This is a genomic window from Streptomyces sp. CA-288835, assembly GCF_050936385.1.
Taxonomy (GTDB): domain Bacteria; phylum Actinomycetota; class Actinomycetes; order Streptomycetales; family Streptomycetaceae; genus Streptomyces.
In genome coordinates this window covers 5,093,527-5,112,512 of the sequence record NZ_JBNJMW010000001.1, presented here as the reverse complement: position 1 = coordinate 5,112,512, position 18,986 = coordinate 5,093,527, and the positions used below count along the sequence as shown (strand labels likewise).

General features: G+C 69.3%; 16 protein-coding genes. 10 read left to right on the top strand and 6 right to left on the bottom strand.

From position 1 onward, the window contains the following. Positions 1-77 precede the first annotated feature (77 nt). From pdhA to ACQEVY_RS22955, 4 genes are all read left to right on the top strand, one after another. On the top strand, positions 78-1,244 hold the full coding sequence (gene pdhA / locus ACQEVY_RS22970) for a pyruvate dehydrogenase (acetyl-transferring) E1 component subunit alpha (RefSeq protein WP_432951365.1): 1,167 nt from the start codon (positions 78-80) through the stop codon (positions 1,242-1,244). A gap of 2 nt (positions 1,245-1,246) precedes the next feature. After that, a complete protein-coding gene (locus ACQEVY_RS22965; RefSeq protein WP_432951363.1) occupies positions 1,247-2,227 on the top strand; it encodes an alpha-ketoacid dehydrogenase subunit beta in 981 nt (326 codons plus the stop codon). A 10-nt stretch (positions 2,228-2,237) separates the two neighbouring features. Beyond that, positions 2,238-3,737, top strand: a complete 1,500-nt coding sequence (locus tag ACQEVY_RS22960; protein ID WP_432951361.1) for a dihydrolipoamide acetyltransferase family protein — start codon at positions 2,238-2,240, stop codon at positions 3,735-3,737. A 153-nt stretch (positions 3,738-3,890) separates the two neighbouring features. Next, the gene (locus tag ACQEVY_RS22955; RefSeq protein WP_432951359.1) at positions 3,891-4,364 is read left to right on the top strand and encodes a YciI family protein; all 474 of its coding nucleotides are present in this window, start codon (positions 3,891-3,893) and stop codon (positions 4,362-4,364) included. A 66-nt stretch (positions 4,365-4,430) separates the two neighbouring features. On the opposite strand, the gene ACQEVY_RS22950 is transcribed toward ACQEVY_RS22955, so the two are convergent. After that, positions 4,431-5,264 (bottom strand): D-alanyl-D-alanine carboxypeptidase family protein, encoded by an 834-nt coding sequence (locus ACQEVY_RS22950; protein ID WP_432955358.1) that lies wholly within the window; start codon positions 5,262-5,264, stop codon positions 4,431-4,433. Positions 5,265-5,544: 280 nt separating this feature from the next. Here ACQEVY_RS22950 and ACQEVY_RS22945 point away from each other — a divergent pair, with 280 nt between their 5' ends. The 3 genes from ACQEVY_RS22945 (at position 5,545) to ACQEVY_RS22935 (ending at position 8,630) form a co-directional block, all read left to right on the top strand. Next, the gene (locus tag ACQEVY_RS22945; protein ID WP_432951357.1) at positions 5,545-6,255 is read left to right on the top strand and encodes a GntR family transcriptional regulator; all 711 of its coding nucleotides are present in this window, start codon (positions 5,545-5,547) and stop codon (positions 6,253-6,255) included. After that, entirely contained in the window at positions 6,252-7,565 is a 1,314-nt protein-coding gene (locus tag ACQEVY_RS22940) for an MFS transporter (protein ID WP_432951355.1), read from the top strand. The genes ACQEVY_RS22945 and ACQEVY_RS22940 overlap by 4 nt, the downstream gene beginning before the upstream one ends. Before the next feature lie 285 nt (positions 7,566-7,850). Then, complete coding sequence (locus tag ACQEVY_RS22935) at positions 7,851-8,630, top strand: hypothetical protein (RefSeq protein WP_432951353.1); 780 nt, start codon at positions 7,851-7,853, stop codon at positions 8,628-8,630. Between the two features lie 187 nt (positions 8,631-8,817). Here ACQEVY_RS22935 and ACQEVY_RS22930 read toward each other — a convergent pair whose 3' ends face one another. Then, complete coding sequence (locus ACQEVY_RS22930; RefSeq protein ID WP_432951351.1) at positions 8,818-9,642, bottom strand: maleylpyruvate isomerase family mycothiol-dependent enzyme; 825 nt, start codon at positions 9,640-9,642, stop codon at positions 8,818-8,820. A gap of 137 nt (positions 9,643-9,779) precedes the next feature. Here ACQEVY_RS22930 and ACQEVY_RS22925 point away from each other — a divergent pair, with 137 nt between their 5' ends. Further along, positions 9,780-10,589, top strand: a complete 810-nt coding sequence (locus ACQEVY_RS22925; RefSeq protein WP_432951349.1) for a carbon-nitrogen family hydrolase — start codon at positions 9,780-9,782, stop codon at positions 10,587-10,589. Between the two features lie 127 nt (positions 10,590-10,716). On the opposite strand, the gene ACQEVY_RS22920 is transcribed toward ACQEVY_RS22925, so the two are convergent. From ACQEVY_RS22920 to ACQEVY_RS22905, 4 genes are all read right to left on the bottom strand, one after another. After that, entirely contained in the window at positions 10,717-13,386 is a 2,670-nt protein-coding gene (locus ACQEVY_RS22920; protein ID WP_432951347.1) for a SpoIIE family protein phosphatase, read from the bottom strand. 72 nt (positions 13,387-13,458) lie between these two features. After that, positions 13,459-13,713 (bottom strand): DUF6458 family protein, encoded by a 255-nt coding sequence (locus ACQEVY_RS22915; RefSeq protein WP_328770262.1) that lies wholly within the window; start codon positions 13,711-13,713, stop codon positions 13,459-13,461. Positions 13,714-13,846: 133 nt separating this feature from the next. Continuing rightward, entirely contained in the window at positions 13,847-15,145 is a 1,299-nt protein-coding gene (locus ACQEVY_RS22910; protein ID WP_432951344.1) for a M18 family aminopeptidase, read from the bottom strand. Between the two features lie 234 nt (positions 15,146-15,379). Next, positions 15,380-17,206 (bottom strand): acyl-CoA dehydrogenase, encoded by a 1,827-nt coding sequence (locus tag ACQEVY_RS22905; RefSeq protein WP_432951342.1) that lies wholly within the window; start codon positions 17,204-17,206, stop codon positions 15,380-15,382. A gap of 206 nt (positions 17,207-17,412) precedes the next feature. On the opposite strand from ACQEVY_RS22905, the gene ACQEVY_RS22900 reads away from it, so the two are divergent. Both ACQEVY_RS22900 and ACQEVY_RS22895 read left to right on the top strand, forming a co-directional pair. Next, positions 17,413-17,886 carry an SseB family protein gene (locus ACQEVY_RS22900; RefSeq protein WP_033320399.1) on the top strand — a complete coding sequence of 158 codons (474 nt, stop codon included), beginning with the start codon at positions 17,413-17,415 and terminating at the stop codon, positions 17,884-17,886. A gap of 111 nt (positions 17,887-17,997) precedes the next feature. After that, positions 17,998-18,969 (top strand): pirin family protein, encoded by a 972-nt coding sequence (locus ACQEVY_RS22895; RefSeq protein ID WP_328770258.1) that lies wholly within the window; start codon positions 17,998-18,000, stop codon positions 18,967-18,969. Positions 18,970-18,986 lie beyond the last annotated feature (17 nt).

Below are 18,986 nucleotides of genomic sequence, written 5' to 3'. Positions count from 1 at the left end.
GTGCACGGGTACCGGAACAGGCGAGCCGCACTGGTCACCCGGCAATCCCGGGGGGCCGGACCGACGGAGGAGCACACGTGACCGTGGAGAGCACTGCCGCGCGCAAGCCGCGACGCAGCGCCGGTACGAAACGGACCAGCGCCAAGAAGCCGGCGAGCAAAGGCACCGAACTGGTGCAGTTGCTGACGCCGGAGGGCAAGCGCGTCAAGCACGCCGAGTACGACCCGTACGTCGCCGACATCACCCCCGAAGAGCTTCGCGGTCTGTACCGCGACATGGTGCTCACCCGCCGCTTCGACGCCGAGGCGACCTCGCTGCAGCGCCAGGGCGAACTGGGTCTGTGGGCCTCGCTGCTCGGCCAGGAGGCCGCCCAGATCGGCTCCGGGCGGGCCCTGCGCGACGACGACTACGTCTTCCCGACCTACCGCGAGCACGGCGTCGCCTGGTGCCGCGGCGTCGACCCGACCAATCTGCTCGGCATGTTCCGCGGCGTGAACAACGGCGGCTGGGACCCGAACGGCAACAACTTCCACCTCTACACGATCGTCATCGGCTCGCAGACCCTGCACGCCACCGGCTACGCGATGGGCGTGGCCAAGGACGGCGCGGACTCGGCCGTGATCGCGTACTTCGGGGACGGCGCCTCCAGCCAGGGCGATGTTGCCGAATCGTTCACCTTCTCCGCGGTCTACAACGCCCCCGTGGTGTTCTTCTGCCAGAACAACCAGTGGGCGATCTCCGAGCCCACCGAGAAGCAGACCCGCGTCCCGCTCTACCAGCGCGCGCAGGGCTACGGCTTCCCGGGTGTGCGGGTCGACGGCAATGACGTACTGGCCTGCCTGGCCGTCACCAAGTGGGCCCTGGAGCGGGCCCGCCGGGGCGAGGGACCCACGCTCGTCGAGGCGTTCACGTACCGCATGGGCGCGCACACCACCTCCGACGACCCCAGCCGCTACCGGCACGACGACGAGCGGATTTCGTGGGAGGCGAAGGACCCGATCCAGCGCCTGCGCAGCTATCTCGCGTCCGAAACTGACACGAATGAGGGATTTTTCGGGGAACTCGAAGCCGAGAGCGAGGCGTTGGGCAGGCGAGTGCGCGAAGTGGTCCGTGCCATGCCGGACCCGGACCACTTCGCCATCTTCGAGAACGTGTACGCGGACGGGCACGCGCTCGTCGACGAGGAGCGGGCCCAGTTCGCCGCCTACCAGGCGTCGTTCGTAGCGGAAGGGGAGGGCGAGTAGCGATGGCGGCAGAAAAGATGGCGCTGGCCAAGGCGATCAACGAATCGCTGCGTACGGCCCTCGACGCCGACCCCAAGGTCCTGATCATGGGCGAGGACGTCGGCAAGCTCGGCGGTGTCTTCCGGGTCACCGACGGGCTGCAGAAGGACTTCGGCGAGGACCGGGTCATCGACACCCCGCTCGCCGAGTCGGGCATCGTCGGCACGGCGATCGGCCTCGCACTGCGCGGCTACCGCCCGGTGGTGGAGATCCAGTTCGACGGTTTCGTGTTCCCCGCGTACGACCAGATCGTCACGCAGCTCGCGAAGATGCACGCGCGGGCGCTCGGCAAGATCAAGCTGCCGGTCGTCATCCGCATTCCGTACGGCGGCGGAATCGGCGCCGTCGAGCACCACTCGGAGTCCCCGGAGGCGCTGTTCGCGCATGTGGCGGGCCTGAAGGTGGTCTCGCCGTCGAACGCGAGCGACGCCTACTGGATGATGCAGCAGGCCATCCACAGCGACGACCCGGTGATCTTCTTCGAGCCCAAGCGGCGCTACTGGGACAAGTCCGAGGTCGACCCCGAGGCGATCCCCGGGCCGCTGCACAGGGCCCGTGTCGTACGCGAGGGCGGCGACCTGACGCTGGCCGCGTACGGCCCGATGGTGAAGGTCTGCCAGGAGGTCGCGAACGCCGCCCAGGAGGAGGGAAAGTCGCTGGAGGTCCTGGACCTGCGCTCGGTCTCGCCGATCGACTTCGACACCGTCCAGGCCTCGGTCCAGAAGACCGGCCGGCTGGTCGTGGTCCACGAGGCGCCGGTGTTCTTCGGCTCCGGAGCGGAGATCGCCGCTCGCATCACGGAGCGGTGCTTCTACCACCTGGAGGCACCCGTTCTGCGGGTCGGCGGCTACCACGCCCCGTATCCGCCGGCACGCCTGGAGGACGAGTACCTGCCGGGCCTGGACCGGGTGCTCGATGCCGTCGACCGCTCGCTGGCGTACTGAGGAGAGGGTCGTGACGACGATGACGGAGGCGTCCGTGCGGGAGTTCAAGATGCCCGACGTGGGCGAGGGACTCACCGAGGCCGAGATCCTCAAGTGGTACGTGCAGCCCGGTGACACCGTCACAGACGGGCAGGTCGTCTGCGAGGTCGAGACGGCGAAGGCGGCCGTCGAGCTGCCGATTCCGTACAACGGGGTGGTGCGGGAGCTTCGCTTCCCCGAGGGGACGACGGTCGACGTGGGCACGGCGATCATCACGGTCGACGAGGGGGGTGGGGCTGCCGGGGCCGGTGGGGCTGCTCCGGCGGCCGAGTCCGAGACGCCTGCGGAGACTCCGGCTGCGACCCCGCCCGCTCAGGAGACGCCGAAGCCCGAGGGGCGCAAACCGGTCCTGGTCGGATACGGCGTGGCCGAGGCGTCGACGAAGCGGCGTCCCCGTAAGGGGGTTCCGGTTCAGCAGGCTCAGGTTCAGACCCGGGCAGGGGCTCAGCAGCCCGAGGCGGCGGCTGCGGCCGCGATCCAGGGCGAACTGAACGGCCACACGAGTCCTGCCGGGCGCCCGTCTCCGGTGGGCACTCCGCCCTCGGCCGGCAGTGCGACTCCGGCAGCGGGCCGCCCGCTGGCGAAGCCGCCCGTGCGCAAGCTGGCCAAGGACCTGGGCGTGGACCTGGCAACGGTCACCCCGTCCGGACCGGACGGGATCATCACGCGCGAGGACGTGTACGCGGCGTCGGCGCCTCCGGCTCCCGAGCCGGTGCAGACACCTGTCGCCGCTCCCGCACAGGCAGCGGCGGGGGTGTCGCACGAGGGCGCCCGGGAGACCCGTATCCCGATCAAGGGTGTACGCAAGGCCACGGCGACCGCTATGATCGACTCGGCGTTCACGGCGCCGCATGTCACGGAGTTCGTGACGGTCGACGTGACCCGCACGATGAAGCTCGTCGAGGAGCTCAAGCAGGACAAGGATCTCGCGGGCCTACGCGTGAACCCCCTCCTGCTCATCGCCAAGGCGCTCCTGGTGGCCATCAGGCGGCACCCCGAGGTGAACGCGTCCTGGGACGAGGAAAACCAGGAGATCGTGCTCAAGCACTACGTGAACCTGGGCATCGCGGCGGCCACCCCCCGCGGCCTGATCGTCCCGAACATCAAGGACGCCCACACCAAGACGCTGCCCGAACTGGCGCAGTCCCTGGGCGAGTTGGTGTCGACAGCCAGGGAGGGCAAGACGTCCCCGGCGGCGATGCAGGGCGGCACGGTCACGATCACAAACGTCGGCGTCTTCGGCGTCGACACAGGCACACCCCTGCTCAACCCGGGCGAGTCCGCGATCCTCGCCGTAGGCGCCATCAAGCTCCAGCCGTGGGTCCACAAGGGCAAGGTCAAGCCCCGCCAGGTCACCACACTGGCCCTCAGCTTCGACCACCGCCTGGTGGACGGGGAACTCGGCTCCAAGGTGCTGGCGGATGTGGCGGCGATCCTGGAGCAGCCGAAGCGGCTGATTACCTGGGCGTGAGGCCTTCGGCCGGACGGGTTCAACGATGAGAGGGGCGCCGCAATCTCGGATTGCGGCGCCCCTCTTTTTCTTCCGCTGAGCCGGGCGATGAGTTCCCGCACCCGATCGGGTCAGTAAAAGCGAGCGGTTCAGTGAGGGAATGGGAGGACCGGCGTGCAGTACATGGTGCAGATGTTGTCCAAGCGCGATGACTGGGACGCGATCATGGGGGCGCTGGCCGAGGAGGACGTGCAGCGGCTGGTGCGGTACAACGTTGAGCTTGACGAGGAGTTGCGCAAGCGGGGTGAGCTGCTGGAGGACCGTGGTCTTGCCGGTCCTCAGGCCGTCACGACGGTGCAGGCCGTTCCCGGCGGTGAGCCTCGGGTGACGCAGGGGCCGTACCGGCCGGACGAGCAGTTCCTGGTCGGCTACTGGGTGATCGAGGTGGACAGCATGGAGCGGGGCGGTGGAGATCGCTGCTCGGATCTCCGTGTCCCCTGGCCCGGGTGGCGAGCCCGTGAATATCCCGGTGGAGCTGCACGCCGTGCCGCCGCGTCCTGCGTGAGTGCCTGCGTTCAGGAACGGGTGGCCCCCGGCGCCGCCGGCCGGCGCCCGGGGTACGGAAAGGGCCCGCCGCATGCCGTGTAGGCGCTGGCGGGCCCTCTCCGTCGTACCTCTGGAGCCGACGCCCTGACGTCGACCTCCAGGAGCGCTCTACCTCCTGAACGCGTAATCCATCATCTTCTTCGCGTCCGATGCGCGGCTCGTCGACGAAGTCGACGCCAGGACCGTGCCGATGACCGTTTTGCCATTCCGCGTCGCGGCGAAGACCAGGCAGTACTTGGCCTCCGGGCCCGAGCCGGTCTTGACGCCGATGGCGCCGGTGTAGCTGCCGAGGAGGGGGTTCGTGTTCGTCCACGGCGCCATTGTGCGGGTGCCGCCGGACCTGGTGGTCGTCTTCGCCGTGTAACTCTTCGTCTTGACGATCGAGCGGAACGTGGGGCTCTTCATCGCGCTGCTGGCGAGCTTCGTCAGGTCGCGCGGCGTGGAGTAGTTCGCGCCCCTGCCGATGCCGTCGAACGAGTCGAAGTGGGTGTTCGTCAGGCCGAGGTCCCTGGCCTGCTTGTTCATCTTGCCGATGAACGACTTCACGCGGGCGGCCCGCGTCGAGCCGGAGCCGAACTTGTCGGCCAGCGCGTACGCGGCGTCGCAGCCGGACGGCAGCATCAGCCCGTACAGCAGCTGACGGACCGTGACCTTGTCGCCGACGATCAGCTTGGCGTTCGAGGCCCAGTTGTTCTGGACGATGTAGTCGCTGTACGCCTTCTGGACCGTGACCTTGGCGTCCAGGTTGAGGTTCGGCTGCGACAGCACGACCTTCGCGGTCATGATCTTCGTGGTGGAGCCGGTGGAGCGGCGGGTGTCCGCGGCCTTCGTGTAGAGCGTCCTGGCCGTGCCGTTGTTCATCACGTAGCCGCCCTTGGCGGCGATCGTGGGCGCGGCGGCGGCCGTCGCGGGCGCCGCGGTGAGGGCTCCGGTCGCGAACATGGCCCCGGTGGTGATGACCACGGCGGCAGTTCTGCGGGCCCGTGCGCTCCAAATGCCGGTTTTCAAGTTAAGTACCCCGATTACGTCGTATGCCCCAAATGCCCCTAGGGGGCCGTCACTTGGCGGCGCCTTGAGCGGATCGCCTGCCCCTGCGACACGTATGACACGTAAGTAGCACAGGTGGTTGCACTGTCCGTGAGGCGGGGTGCCCTTAGCGTCGTACGTCCCGAATCTTGGACAGCCCGCGACGATGCGTACGTGTTGTATCTATGCTGTGCGCATGTCTGCAGCACCCTCCCCGACCTCGACCGGGACCGCCTCGTCCGCGGCCCGCCCCGCCAAGCAGCCGCCCGCAAAGCAACCCCCCGCCGCCGAACGTGTCTACGCGCACGTCAAGCAGGGCGTCCTGGAGCGCCGTTACGAGGGCGGGACGCTGCTCACCGAGGGCGAGCTGGCCGAGGCGGTCGGGGTCTCGCGCACCCCCGTTCGCGAGGCGCTGCTGAAGCTCGAGGTCGAGGGGCTGATCAAGCTCTACCCGAAGAAGGGCGCGCTGGTCCTGCCTGTCTCCGCGCAGGAGATCGCCGACGTCGTGGAGACCCGGCAGCTCGTCGAGGAGCACGCGATCCGTAAGGCGGTGCCGGCCTCGCCCGCGCTCATCGAGCGCCTCACGCAACTCCTGGAGAAGCAGCGGCAGCAGGCTGAGGCAGGCGACCTGGCAGCGGCCGCCGTCACCGACCGCTGCTTCCACGCCGAGATCGTCCGCAGCGGCGGGAACGAGATCCTCTCGCGGCTCTACGACCAGCTCCGCGACCGGCAGTTGCGCATGGGCGTCGCCGTGATGCACGCCCACCCCGACCGCGTCACCAAAGCGCTCACCGAGCACCGCGAGATCCTCGAAGTGCTGCGTTCCGGTGACGCGGAGGCGGCCGTCGCCCTGGTCCACCGGCACGTCAGCTGGTTCTCCAGCCTGGCGCGCGGGGACATCCGATGACGGCCGGGGGACGCTCGAAGGCCCCGACCCTCCCCGGCGACCCGCCCGGCGGCCGTCGCGCCGTCCTCGTCTGGTCCGTCGGCGTCTCCGTCTACTTCGTCGCGGTCATCTTCCGTACGTCCCTGGGGGTGGCCGGACTTGACGCCGCCGACCGCTTCGACGTGGGCGCCTCCGCGCTGTCCACCTTCTCGATCCTCCAGCTCCTCGTGTACGCGGGCATGCAGATTCCTGTCGGCCTGCTGGTGGACCGGCTCGGCACCAAGAAGGTGCTGACCATCGGCGTACTGCTGTTCACGGCAGGTCAGCTGGGCTTCGCCTTCTCACCCTCGTACGGGATGGCGCTGGCCGCCCGCGCACTGCTCGGCCTCGGTGACGCGATGACGTTCATCAGCGTGCTGCGGCTCGGGGCGCGCTGGTTCCCGGCCCGGCGCGGCCCGATGGTCGCGCAGATGGCGGGCCTGGTGGGCATGGCGGGCAACCTCGTCTCGACGCTCGTCCTGGCCCGGCTGCTGCACGGCGTCGGCTGGACCGCGGCCTTCGCGGGCAGCTCGCTCGCGGGCGTCGTCGTCCTCGTACTGATGCTGCTGTTCCTCAAGGATCACCCCGAGGGGCATGAGCCGGAGCCGTTCCCGCACCAGGGCGGCGCGTATGTGCGGCGGCAGATCGTCGCGTCCTGGCGGGAGCCCGGGACGCGGCTCGGGCTGTGGGTGCACTTCACCACGCAGTTCCCGGCGATGGTGTTCCTGCTGCTGTGGGGCATGCCGTTCCTCGTCGAGGCACAGGGCCTGTCGAGGGCGACAGCCGGTGAGCTGCTGACGCTGGTGGTGCTCTCCAACATGGTCATCGGGCTGGTGTACGGGCAGATCGTCGCCCGGCACCATGCAGCGCGGCTTCCGCTGGCGCTCGGAACGGTGCTGTCGACGGCGGCGGTCTGGGCCGCCACGCTCGCGTACCCCGCCGACCGTGCGCCGATGTGGCTGCTGATCGTGCTCTGCACGGTGCTCGGCGCCTGCGGCCCCGCCTCGATGATCGGCTTCGACTTCGCCCGTCCCGCGAACCCGCCCGAGCGTCAGGGCACGGCCTCCGGAATCACCAACATGGGCGGTTTCGTGGCCTCGATGACGACGCTGTTCGCGATCGGCGCGCTGCTGGACGTGACCGGCGACGACTACGGCATCGCCTTCTCCGTGGTGTTCGTGCTCCAGGCGTTCGGCCTCGGCCAGATCCTGCGGCTGCGCCGCCAGGCGGCCCGCCGCGAGCGCGAACGCCTGGTCGCGAGCCGGGTGGAGACGGTGCACGTGCCCGCGTGACTGGCACCCGTGCCCGCGTGACCGGCACCCGTGTCCGCCTGGCACGGCGCACGGGTCGGCCAGATGCGGCCCGGTTGTCCGCCTGACACCAGGTGGTTGTCCGTAACCGCCCATCGCAGCCGAGATGTTGCTCTGTCATGGGCGCGTGACAACGGTGTCGTGAAGCGGGGACGAGCGTGACCTGCGGGGCTTTCGGGACCTCATAGTGATCACACAGCGGGGCACGGCGGAAGGCGCCGACGCCCCACCAGGTTCCGCGACTCCGCGCCCCAGGAAGGGTTTTCCATGATGAACCGCCACCTGCGCAAGGCCTTCGTCGTCACCGCCGCGATCACCACCGCCGGATTAATGATGACGGCGTGCCAGAACGACTCCTCGTCCGGCACGTCGAAGTCCTCCGGCAGCTCGTCGTCCAAGTCCTCCAAGGACTCCGGGACGTCCAAGTCGTCGACGGAACAGGACTCGCTGGACTCGTCACCGGTCGCGAACAACGGCTCGGGCTCCAAGTCCGGCGTCAGCGGGACGTTCAAGAACGGCACGGTCAGCTACCTCGCCCCGGGCAAGTTCACCGTGACGGTCCCGGGCAAGACGGAGCAGGCGTTCTTCGTCGCCGAGGACACGCTCGTATACGGCGCGGGCCAGGTGTGCGGCAGCCCGGGGTCCGAGGAGCGTCCGCAGTGCACGCTCGACGAGTTGGAGTCCGCCACCAAGAAGAAGGCCGTCGCCGCCGACGTGACGATGAAGGACGGCGTCGCCACCGTGGTCCGCGAACGGCACGACGCGCAGAACGGCACCCCCGGGGGCGTCAACGGTACCTGGTTCGGCAACGTCAGCTATCTCGCGCCGGGCAAGTTCACGGTGTCCGACATGAAGGGCGTCGAGCAGGCCTTCTTCATCGCCGACGACACCCTGATCTACGGCGCGGGCACCATCTGCGGGACCCCGAACTCCGCCGAGATGACCCAGTGCACCCCGGACGAACTGGAGGCCGCCGCCAAGAACGGCGTCTCCGCCGAGGTCAAGCTCACCGACGGCATCGCGACCACCATCACCGAGGACCACTGAGCCTGGCCGCTGGCCGCTGGCCGCTGAGCAGCGATCACCGAGCACCGAGCACCGACAGCGTCCGTACGGCGGCGGGCCTCCCACGGCGGGCCGCGAGGCGAACACCTCCGCGCCCGCCGGGGCCCGATCCCCGTTCAGGCGCCCGGCGCACCCGCGGCCCTCGCCGATACGTGAGCTACCGCGTGCCCTACTGCGTGACCACGAAATGCCGCAGGATCGCCGCCGCCAGCTCCGGATCGCCCTCCGTCTTGATGCGGTCCGCCACCGCTTCGACGGTGACCCGGCCGCAGGCCAGCCGGAAGTACGTCTCCCAGTCGAGCGTCAGGGTGGCCGCCGGACCGAGCGACGGGGCGCCGTCTATCGTGCCGTTGCCCTCGGCGTCGACGCGGACCGTGCGCAGGAAGTCGACCGGTCCGTGGACGTCGAAGACGACCGCGGAGTTGGCGGGCGCGCCCGCCTCCTTGGCGACGACCTTCGGCAGTACGGCGAGCAGTTCGTCGCGCACGATGTACGCACCCGGCGAGTCCAGATTGCCCGGCCGGCCGAGTGCGGTGCGCAGGTCCTGCTCATGCACCCAGACGTCGAACGCCCGGTAGCGCATGGACTGTTCGAGGGTGATCTCCGTACCCAGCGGACCGCGTACCTTGGCGTCCGGCTGGCGCGACTCGTTCCGCAGCTGCCGGTTGCGGCGGATGATCGTGTACTCCAGCTCGGACGTCATCTCCGGTGCCGTGTGGTGACGGCGTACGTCGACCTGCATCTCCATGTACCGCTGGTGCTCGTTCGTCACGTGGTACAGATCGCGCGGCAGCGTGTGGATCGGGCGCGGGTCGCCGAGCATCTCGCAGTCCATACCGATCACATGCGAGACGATGTCCCGGACGGACCAGCCCGGGCAGGGGGTCCGCCGGTTCCACTCACCCTCCACGAGCGGCTGCACCAGCTCGGATATCGCTTCCACTGAGTGGGTCCAGGCGTCGGCATAGTTCTGAAGGCTGGGATGGAGACTCACGGGACCCCTCGGGCGGTTCGTGCGCGGGCATGGGTGTCTTGGACCGCTAAGTTACGCTGCTGCAAGGCACCCCGGCAGTGCTTTCGTGTGACGATCGTAGGCCCGTTTCGCGGGTCGAATGCCAGGACGGTGGTAGTGTGCGCGCCTCCCTCATCCAGATCGGTGTATACGACGACGAAGGGGGCGAATCGATCGAAGCGCGCCGAGAGCGCGTGGCCGCCCTCGTCCGAGAGCAGTCCGGTGCCGATCTGGTGGTGCTGCCCGAACTGTGGACGACGGGCGCCTTCGCCTACGAGTCCTTCGGCACCGAGGCCGAGCCGCTGCACGGAGCGACGTACGAGGCGATGGCCAAAGCGGCGAGCGACGCGGGCGTATGGCTGCACGCGGGCTCCATTCCCGAACGGGACGCCGACGGCCTCCTCTACAACACCTCACTCGTCTTCTCCCCCTCCGGCGAACTGACCGCCTCGTACCGCAAGATCCACCGCTTCGGCTTCGACAAGGGCGAAGCGGTGCTGATGATTGCGGGCGCGGAAGCCGTCACCGTACGACTGCCGTCGACCACACTCGGCCTCGCGACCTGCTACGACCTCCGCTTCCCCGAACTCTTCCGCCGCCTCGTCGACGACGGCGCCGAAACCCTCGTCATCCCCGCCGGCTGGCCCGAACGCCGCCGCTCCCACTGGACGCTGCTGGCCCAGGCCCGCGCGGTCGAAAACCAGTCGTACGTCCTCGCGTGTGGAACGGCCGGTACGCATGCGGGAGTTCCGCAGGCCGGTCACTCGATCGTGGTGGATCCCTGGGGCGAGGTACTGGCCGAGGCGGGCCCGGACGAGGAGGTGCTCACGGTGGAGTTCGACCCGGGGAAGGTGGGCGTGACGAGGGATCAGTTCCCGGCGCTGAAGGACCGGATGCTGGGGCTGGACCCGCCGCGGCGCGGGCGCTGAACCGGACGTTCGCGGACGCTGAACCGGAAGACGGCCGACCGCTCCGGGTCGAAGCCGGGACCCGCCGCGGCGCCGGCGCTGAACCGGACGACGGCCGGCCGCTCCGGGTCGAAGCCGGGCCCCGCCCTCACTCTCCCAGCACCTGCTCCGTCCAGATCACCTTCCCGCCCCCCGTGTACCGCGTCCCCCACCTCTCCGCGAACTGCGACACCAGGAACAGGCCCCGGCCGCCCTCGTCCGTCGTGGCCGCCCGGCGCAGATGCGGGGCCGTGCTGCTGGCGTCCGAGACCTCGCAGATCAGGGCGCGGTCGCGGATCAGGCGGATGCGGATGGGGGCGGTGGCGTGGCGGAGGGCGTTGGTGACCAGTTCGCTGAGGATCAGCTCGGTTGTGAACGCCTCCTCCGACAGGCCCCATTCCTCAAGCGTCCGGGTGGCCGCCGCGCGGACCCGCGCCACCGCCGAGAGGTCGGCCGGTACCTCCCAGGCCGCCGTACGGTCGGCCCCGAGGGTGCGGGTGCGGGCGACGACCAGGGCGATGTCGTCGCGCGGCCGGTCGGGCAGCAGGGCCTCGAGGGCCGCGTCGCAGGTCTCCTCTGGCGTCCGGCCGGGCCCGGTCAGCGCGTGCCGTAGCAGCTCCAAGCCCTCGTCGATGTCCCGGCGCCGGCCCTCGACGAGCCCGTCCGTGTACAGCACGAGACGGCTGTCCTCGGACAGTCGTACCGTCGTCGCCTCGAAGGGAAGCCCGCTGCCGAGGCCCAGCGGAGGCCCGCCGGGGACGGAGAGAAACTCCACGCTGCCGTCCGGGCGGACCACCGCGGGTTCCACATGACCGGCGCGGGAGACGGTGCAGACCCCGGACGCGGGGTCGTACACGGCGTACAGGCAGGTCGCCCCGGTGACCGGCGCGCCCTCCTCCGCATCCCCGTCCTCGCTCTCGTCCTGGTCGATGCGCGTCACCAACTCGTCCATGTGCCACAGGAGTTCGTCGGGCGGAAGGTCCAGGGTCGAGAAGTTGTGGACCGCGGTCCGCAGCCGGCCCATCGTGGCCGCCGCGTGCAGACCGTGCCCGACCACGTCCCCCACGACCAGCGCCACCCGCGCGCCCGGCAGCGGGATGACGTCGAACCAGTCCCCGCCGACTCCGCCGCGTGCGGCCTGCGCGGGCAGATAGCGGTACGCCACCTCCAGGGCGCTCTGGTCGGGCAGGGCCCGCGGCAGCAGGCTGCGCTGAAGCGTTACGGCCATGTCGTGCTCGCGGGTGTAGCGGCGGGCGTTGTCGATGCTGACGGCGGCGCGGGCCACCAGTTCCTCGGCGAAGGAGAGGTCCTCCTGGTCGAACGGCTCCGGCCGGTCCGCGCGCCAGAACGAGGCCACGCCCATGACGACGCCGCGGGCGCGCAGCGGCACGGTGAGCATCGAGTGCATCCCGAACTCCACCAGCACCCGGGAGTGTTCCGGGTCCTGCACCTGCCAGCCGGAGAACGCGGTCAGATCCGCCTCGACCACGGCCTCACCGGCGAGGAACCCGGCGGCCTGCGGAGTGTCCCGGACGAAGTGGATCAGCTTGCCGAGCCGGTAGAGCGGGCTGCCCTCCTTGACGCCGTGGAACGCGACGCGCCGCATGTCCGTGTCGCCCTCCTTCGGCTCCCCGCCCCGCAGCACGGGATCCGCCAGGTCGACGGTGACGTAGTCGGCGAACCGTGGGACCGCGAAGTGCGCCAGTTCCTGCGAAGTGCGCGTCACGTCGAGGCTGGTGCCGATCTCCAGGCCGGCGTCGTAGAGCAGCCGCAGCCGCTCCTGGGCCGCCTCCGCCCGGCCGGTGACGGCCTGCAGTTCAGTGGTGTCGCGCAGGGTGACCACGGTGCCGGGCGGCCCGCCGTCCCGCCCGGTCGACCGCTGGCTGACCGCCAGCAGCCGGTCCCGTGTCAGATGCACCTCGTCGGTGGCGTCCCGCCCGGAGGCCAGCAGCCGGGCCAGATCGCGGCCGAGGCCTAGGTCGAGCGCGGCCCGGCCCTCCGCGTCCGGCCCCAGCTCGAGCAGCCGCCGCGCCTCGTCGTTGGCCAGCGCCAGCCGCCCTTCGCCGTCCACGATCAGCACACCTTCCCGTACGGCATGCAGAACCGCGTCGTGATGCTCGTACATCCGGGTCATCTCGGCGGGCTCCAGCCCGTGCGTCTGGCGCCGCAGCCGCCTGCTGACCAGGGCGGTCCCGGTGGTGGCGACGACCAGGGCCACGGCGGCCGAGCCGAACAGCACGGGCAGCTGGTGCTCGACCGCCCCGCCCACGCTGGCCAGGGTCACACCGGCGGCGACCAGACCGACGATCTCGTCGTCCGCGTTCCTGACCGGGACGACGGCGCGTACAGAGGGCCCCAGCGTGCCGGTGAAGGTCTCCCGTACGACTTCGCCCGCGACGGCGCGATCGATATTGCCGATGTAGTGCTTGCCGATCTGCTCGGGGTTGGGGTGGGTGTAGCGGATCCCTTCCGTGGTCATCGCCACGATGAAGTCCACGTCGGACGCCTTGCGGGCGGCTTCCGCGCGCGGCTGGAGCACGGCGGTCGGATCCGGGCCTTCGAGGGCCGCGGCGACACCGGGCGCGTTCGCGAACGACCCGGCCACGGCGAGCGAACGGTTCCGCGCCTCGCGCTCGCTGTCGCTGCGGACCTGAAGCAACACGGCTGTCACCGCGGCGACGACGAGGAGCACCACGATCGCCACCTGAAGCACGAAGACCTGCCGGGCGACGGTGCGGACGCTCAGCACCGAACGCAGGCGGCCGATAAATCCGGCCATGCCTCATTTGTCTCACACGCGTCCAGGCGCGGATACCGATGCGCTCCGGTTCAGGGCTTCATGGGCGGACTCTCAGACGCCGTAACCGTCGGTGTATCCGTCCCGGTGCCGATGGTGGTGTCCGTCGTCCTCGACGACCGGTGTCGAAGGTGGCACCACCACGCGCCTGCGCTTGGCGACGCTGCTGAACGTCGCGACGCCGATCAGGCCGACGACGATCAGGATGATCCCGACCAGGTCGAGGTTGACTCCCTGCATGTCCCAGTCGGTCGCGAACGTGAGAATGGCTCCTACCGCGATCAGAATGATGCATCCACCCAGACCCATGAGTCTGGCCTCCCTGTCCTGTCCGTGTTCTGACGCCGTTCGCACGGCTGTTGCGGACCCGGGCCGGGTACCCTCCGCCGGACCGGCCATGCGGAGGCAACTCACTTGAGGAGACAGGTTCTGGACTCGGCGCCTAACCCTCCAGGAACGCCACCATCGCGTTCGCCAGCAGGAACGGGTCCTCGGCGCCGCACAGTTCGCGGGCGCTGTGCATGGAGAGGATGGCCACGCCGATGTCGACCGTCTTGATGCCGTGGCGGGCGGCGGTGATGGGGCCGATGGTCGTGCCGCAGGGCATCGAGTTGTTGGAGACGAAGGACTGGAAGGGGACGGCGGCCTTCTCGCAGGCGGCGGCGAAGACCGCGCGGCCCGAACCGTCCGTGGCGTAGCGGTTGTTGACGTTGACTTTGAGGATGGGGCCGCCGCCCGCGCGCGGGTGGTGCGTCGGGTCGTGCCGCTCGGCGTAGTTCGGGTGGACCGCGTGGCCCGTGTCGGAGGAGAGGCAGACCGTGCCGGCGAAGGCGCGCGCCCTGTCCTCGTACGTACCGCCGCGGGCGAACACCGAACGCTCCAGCACACTGCCGAGCAGCGGACCGTCCGCCCCCGTGTCCGACTGCGAGCCGTTCTCCTCGTGGTCGAACGCCGCCAGCACCGGGATGAACGGGAGGTCCACGTCGCCGGTCGCGACGGACGCCAACGCGGCCGTACCGGCGTGCACGGACACGAGGTTGTCCATACGCGGGCCTGCGACCAGCTCCTTGTCCCGGCCCAGGTACGACGGCGGCTCGATGGAGTGCGTCATCAGGTCCCAGCCGGTGACCTCGCCCTCGGCCAGCCCGGATTCCTGCTCCAGGAAACGGATCAGATCCCCGTCGCGTACGTCGTTGCCGAGCCCCCAGATCGGTTGCAGATGCCGCTGCTTGTCGAGCTTGAGGCCCTCGGAGGTGACCGATCGGTCCAGGTGGATGGCGAGTTGGGGGACTCGCAGCAGGGCGCGGTCGATGTTCACCAGGCGGGTCGTGCCGTCGCGCAGTGAGAGCCGGCCGGCGAGGCCCAGGTCGCGGTCCAGCCAGGAGTTGAGCAGCGGGCCGCCGTAGATCTCGACCGCGACCTGGCGCCAGCCGTGCGCACCGCTGTCCGGTTGCGGCTTCACGCGCAGATTGGGGGAGTCCGTGTGCGCCCCGACGATCCGGAAGGGCGTGTGCGGATCGGCGCCCTCGGGCACGTACCAGGCCACGAGTGCGCCGCCGCGCACCACGTACTTGCCGCCGTGCGCCCCCTCCCACGCGTCCGTCTCGGCGACCTGCCGGAAGCCGGCCTTCTCCAGCCGCTCGGCCGCGTTCGCCACCGCGTGATACGGCGACGGGCTGGCCGTCAGAAAGGACATGAGGTCGTCGGTATGGCCGCGATCGAAGCGTGGGGGTGTGCGCATGGGTTCACCTTAACGACGTACGAGGGCCCGCTCCCGGCGATGGGGAACGGGCCCTCGTAAGGGGTATGTGGAGGGGGCTGCCGACCGGAAGGTGACTTTCCGGTACGTAAGCGCTCCGCTGGAAGGCAGGTGATGAATCCGCGGGCCGGTGGGGGCTGGTCGCGCCCGCGCGGCGGAGCCGCACAGTGTCACGCCCCGCGCCCCTTACGGGGCGCGAAATGCACCGGACTTCATTTAGAAGGCCGCTTCGTCCAGCTCCATCAGCTCCAGGTCGGTGCCCTCGGCGAGCTTGCGCGCACCGGTGACGCCCGGCAGGACGTTCGCCGCGAAGAACTTCGCCGCGGCGATCTTGCCGGTGTAGAACGCCTTGTCCTTGGCCGGCGCCGTCTCCAGCTTCTCGGCGGCGACCGCGGCACCCTTCAGCAGCAGGTAGCCGACGACCACGTCACCGGAGGCCATCAGCAGGCGGGTGGTGTTGAGCCCGACCTTGTAGATGTTCTTGACGTCCTTTTCGGTCGCCGCGAGGTCCGTGAGCATCAGGCCGACGATGGCCTCCAGCTCGACGGCCGCCTTGGCGAGCTGCTCGCGGGCGGCCGACAGCTCGTCGCCGCCCGTACCGATCGCCAGGAACTTCTTGATGTCCTCGGCGAGCGAGTTCAGCGCAGCGCCCTGGTTGCGGACGATCTTCCGGAAGAAGAAGTCCTGGCCCTGGATCGCGGTGGTGCCCTCGTAGAGGGTGTCGATCTTGGCGTCCCGGATGTACTGCTCGACCGGGTACTCCTGCAGATAGCCGGAGCCACCGAACGTCTGCAGCGACTGCGACAGCTGCTCGTACGCCTTCTCGGAGCCGTAGCCCTTCACGATCGGCAGGAGCAGGTCGTTCAGGGCCTCGAGGGCGGCGGTGTCCTCGCCCGCGGCCTCCTTGACCATGATCTCGTCCTGGATCGACGCGGTGTACATGACGAGGGAGCGCATGCCCTCCGCGTACGCCTTCTGCGTCATCAGCGAGCGGCGCACGTCCGGGTGGTGCGTGATGGTGACCTTGGGGGCGGTCTTGTCCATGAAGTTCGCGAGGTCCGGGCCCTGGACGCGCTCCTTGGCGTACTCAAGGGCGTTCAGGTACCCCGTCGACAGCGTCGAGATCGCCTTCGTGCCGACCATCATCCGGGCGAACTCGATGATCCGGAACATCTGGCGGATGCCGTCGTGCTTGTCACCGATCAGCCAGCCCTTGGCGGGGTGACGGTCGCCGAAGGTCATCTCGCACGTGTTGGAGGCCTTGAGCCCCATCTTGTGCTCGACGTTGGTGGCGTACACGCCGTTGCGCTCGCCCAGCTCGCCGGTCTCGAAGTCGAAGAGGTACTTCGGTACGAGGAACAGCGACAGGCCCTTGGTGCCGGGACCGGCGCCCTCGGGACGGGCCAGCACGTAGTGAAGGATGTTCTCCTCCATGTCGTGCTCGCCGGACGTGATGAACCGCTTCACGCCCTCGATGTGCCAGGAGCCGTCCTCCTGCTGAACCGCCTTGGTGCGGCCTGCGCCCACGTCCGAGCCCGCGTCCGGCTCGGTGAGCACCATGGTCGAACCCCAGGTCCGGTCCACGGCTATCTGGGCGATGTGCTTCTGCTGCTCCGTGCCCTCGTCGAAGAGGATGCGGGCGAACGCCGGGCCGGAGGAGTACATCCAGACCGCCGGGTTGGCGCCCAGAACCAGCTCCGCGTACGCCCAGATCAGGGACGGCGGGGCGGTCGTGCCACCGATCTCCTCCGGCAGGCCGAGCCGCCAGTACTCGGAGTCCATGAAGGCCTTGTAGCTCTTCTTGAAGCTGGCCGGTACGGGTGCGGTGTTGGTCTCCGGGTCGAAGACAGGCGGGTTGCGGTCCGCGTCCGCGAAGGACTCCGCCAACTCGTTCTCCGAAAGTCGGGTCAGCTCTTCGAGGATGCTCTTGGCGGTCTCGGCGTCCATCTCCGCGAACGGGCCGCTGCCGTACAGCTTGTCGCGCCCGAGCACCTCGAAGAGGTTGAACTCGATGTCGCGGAGATTCGACTTGTAGTGCCCCATGGCGACGGCTCCGTTAAGGGATCGGGTGAGGTGGTGAATCCTCGGACCTAGGTTCGTGTACCAACAAGTAGCCACGATGATGCTACCCGTCGGTAATAAGAATCAACCCCTAGCGGCTCAAGTGTGAGCTAACCCTCCGTGTGGGGTGGGGTGGGTTTGTGGGGGTTGGAAACCGCCACAGGCGAAGGGCGGTTACTCTGACCCCCATGTACGGCTACGACCAGACCGCGGGCCCCGGCCAGCAGCAGTATGCGCAGCCTCAGCCGCCGCCCCAGCCCGGAGGGTACGGGCAGCAGAGCGGCCCGCTCTACCCCGAGCCGTCGCCGCCCTCGCTCGCGGACGCGGTGCGCGCGTTCACCACGGGGGCGATCTCCGCCGAGGACTTTCAGCAGGTCTTCGCCACGTCCAAGGTCTACTGCCCGCGCGGTGACAACCCCGGCTTCCTCGCGCTGCACAACACCCAGCAGCCGGTGATCCCGATGTTCACCTCGCTCAAGGAGCTGCGCCGGTACGCCGGCAAGGAGTCCAAGTACTTCGTGATCACCGGTGCCGAGGTGATCGACCTGCTCCCCACTGGCTATGGCTTCGTTCTCGACATGGAGGGCGAGCACCGCATGGTCTTCGACGCGAAGGCGGTCGAGCAGATGGTCGACTTCGCCATGCGCCGAATGTACGGCTGACGTGCCCCGACACCACGAGGCGCCCGGAGGGAATTCCCTCCGGGCGTTCTCTGTTCCGGGTGGCAGGAAGTTCAATAGTCAACTAAACTCGGAGCACAAGGAGGTACCGACATGCCTGCAGTGACCGTCGAGAACCCGCTGACCCTGCCCCGTGTGGTGGCGTCGGCCGAGGCCGTGGCCCGCCCGGTGCTGGCGGTGACCAGCGCGCCAAGTGGGTTCGAGGGCGAGGGCTTCCCCGTCCGCCGGGCCTTCGCGGGGATCAATTACAAGTACCTCGACCCGTTCATCATGATGGACCAGATGGGCGAGGTGGAGTACGCACCAGGGGAGCCGAAGGGCACGCCTTGGCATCCGCACCGCGGCTTCGAGACCGTCACGTACATCATCGACGGGATCTTCGACCACCAGGACAGCCAGGGCGGCGGTGGCACCATCACCAACGGTGACACCCAGTGGATGACGGCCGGTTCAGGCCTGCTCCACATCGAGGCGCCCCCGGAGTCGCTCGTCATGTCCGGCGGTCTCTTCCACGGCCTCCAGCTGTGGGTGAACCTCCCGGCCAAGGACAAGATGATGGCCCCGCGGTACCAGGACATCCGTGGTGGTCAGGTGCAGCTCCTCAGCACCCCCGACGGCGGCGCGCTGCTGCGTGTCATCGCCGGTGAGCTGGACGGTCACCAGGGCCCCGGCATCACGCACACGCCGATCACGATGGTGCACGCGACGCTGGCGCCGGGCGCCGAGATCACCCTGCCCTGGCGCGAGGACTTCAACGGCCTCGCGTACGTACTGGCCGGCAAGGGTGCCGTGGGCGCGGAGCGCCGCCCGATCCACCTGGGCCAGACCGCCGTGTTCGGCGCGGGCTCCTCGCTGACGGTCCGCGCGGACGAGAAGCAGGACTCGCACACGCCTGACCTGGAGGTCGTCCTCCTGGGTGGCCAGCCGATCCGTGAGCCGATGGCGCACTACGGGCCGTTCGTGATGAACACCCGCGAGGAGCTGCAGCAGGCTTTCGAGGACTTCCAGAAGGGACGACTGGGTACGATTCCGGCCGTGCACGGGATGTCCGAGGGCGGTCTCTAACGCACAGGACGCGGAAC

What these genes read in the sequence shown, in the direction of transcription:
- ACQEVY_RS22965 (WP_432951363.1), top strand. Translation starts at nt 1,247, where the DNA reads ATGGCGGCAGAAAAGATGGCGCTGGCCAAGGCGATCAACGAATCGCTG.
- ACQEVY_RS22950 (WP_432955358.1), bottom strand. Translation starts at nt 5,264, where the DNA reads ATGTTCGCGACCGGAGCCCTCACCGCGGCGCCCGCGACGGCCGCCGCC.
- ACQEVY_RS22945 (WP_432951357.1), top strand. Translation starts at nt 5,545, where the DNA reads ATGTCTGCAGCACCCTCCCCGACCTCGACCGGGACCGCCTCGTCCGCG.
- ACQEVY_RS22940 (WP_432951355.1), top strand. Translation starts at nt 6,252, where the DNA reads ATGACGGCCGGGGGACGCTCGAAGGCCCCGACCCTCCCCGGCGACCCG.
- ACQEVY_RS22935 (WP_432951353.1), top strand. Translation starts at nt 7,851, where the DNA reads ATGATGAACCGCCACCTGCGCAAGGCCTTCGTCGTCACCGCCGCGATC.
- ACQEVY_RS22920 (WP_432951347.1), bottom strand. Translation starts at nt 13,386, where the DNA reads ATGGCCGGATTTATCGGCCGCCTGCGTTCGGTGCTGAGCGTCCGCACC.
- ACQEVY_RS22915 (WP_328770262.1), bottom strand. Translation starts at nt 13,713, where the DNA reads ATGGGTCTGGGTGGATGCATCATTCTGATCGCGGTAGGAGCCATTCTC.
- ACQEVY_RS22910 (WP_432951344.1), bottom strand. Translation starts at nt 15,145, where the DNA reads ATGCGCACACCCCCACGCTTCGATCGCGGCCATACCGACGACCTCATG.
- ACQEVY_RS22905 (WP_432951342.1), bottom strand. Translation starts at nt 17,206, where the DNA reads ATGGGGCACTACAAGTCGAATCTCCGCGACATCGAGTTCAACCTCTTC.
- ACQEVY_RS22900 (WP_033320399.1), top strand. Translation starts at nt 17,413, where the DNA reads ATGTACGGCTACGACCAGACCGCGGGCCCCGGCCAGCAGCAGTATGCG.
- ACQEVY_RS22895 (WP_328770258.1), top strand. Translation starts at nt 17,998, where the DNA reads ATGCCTGCAGTGACCGTCGAGAACCCGCTGACCCTGCCCCGTGTGGTG.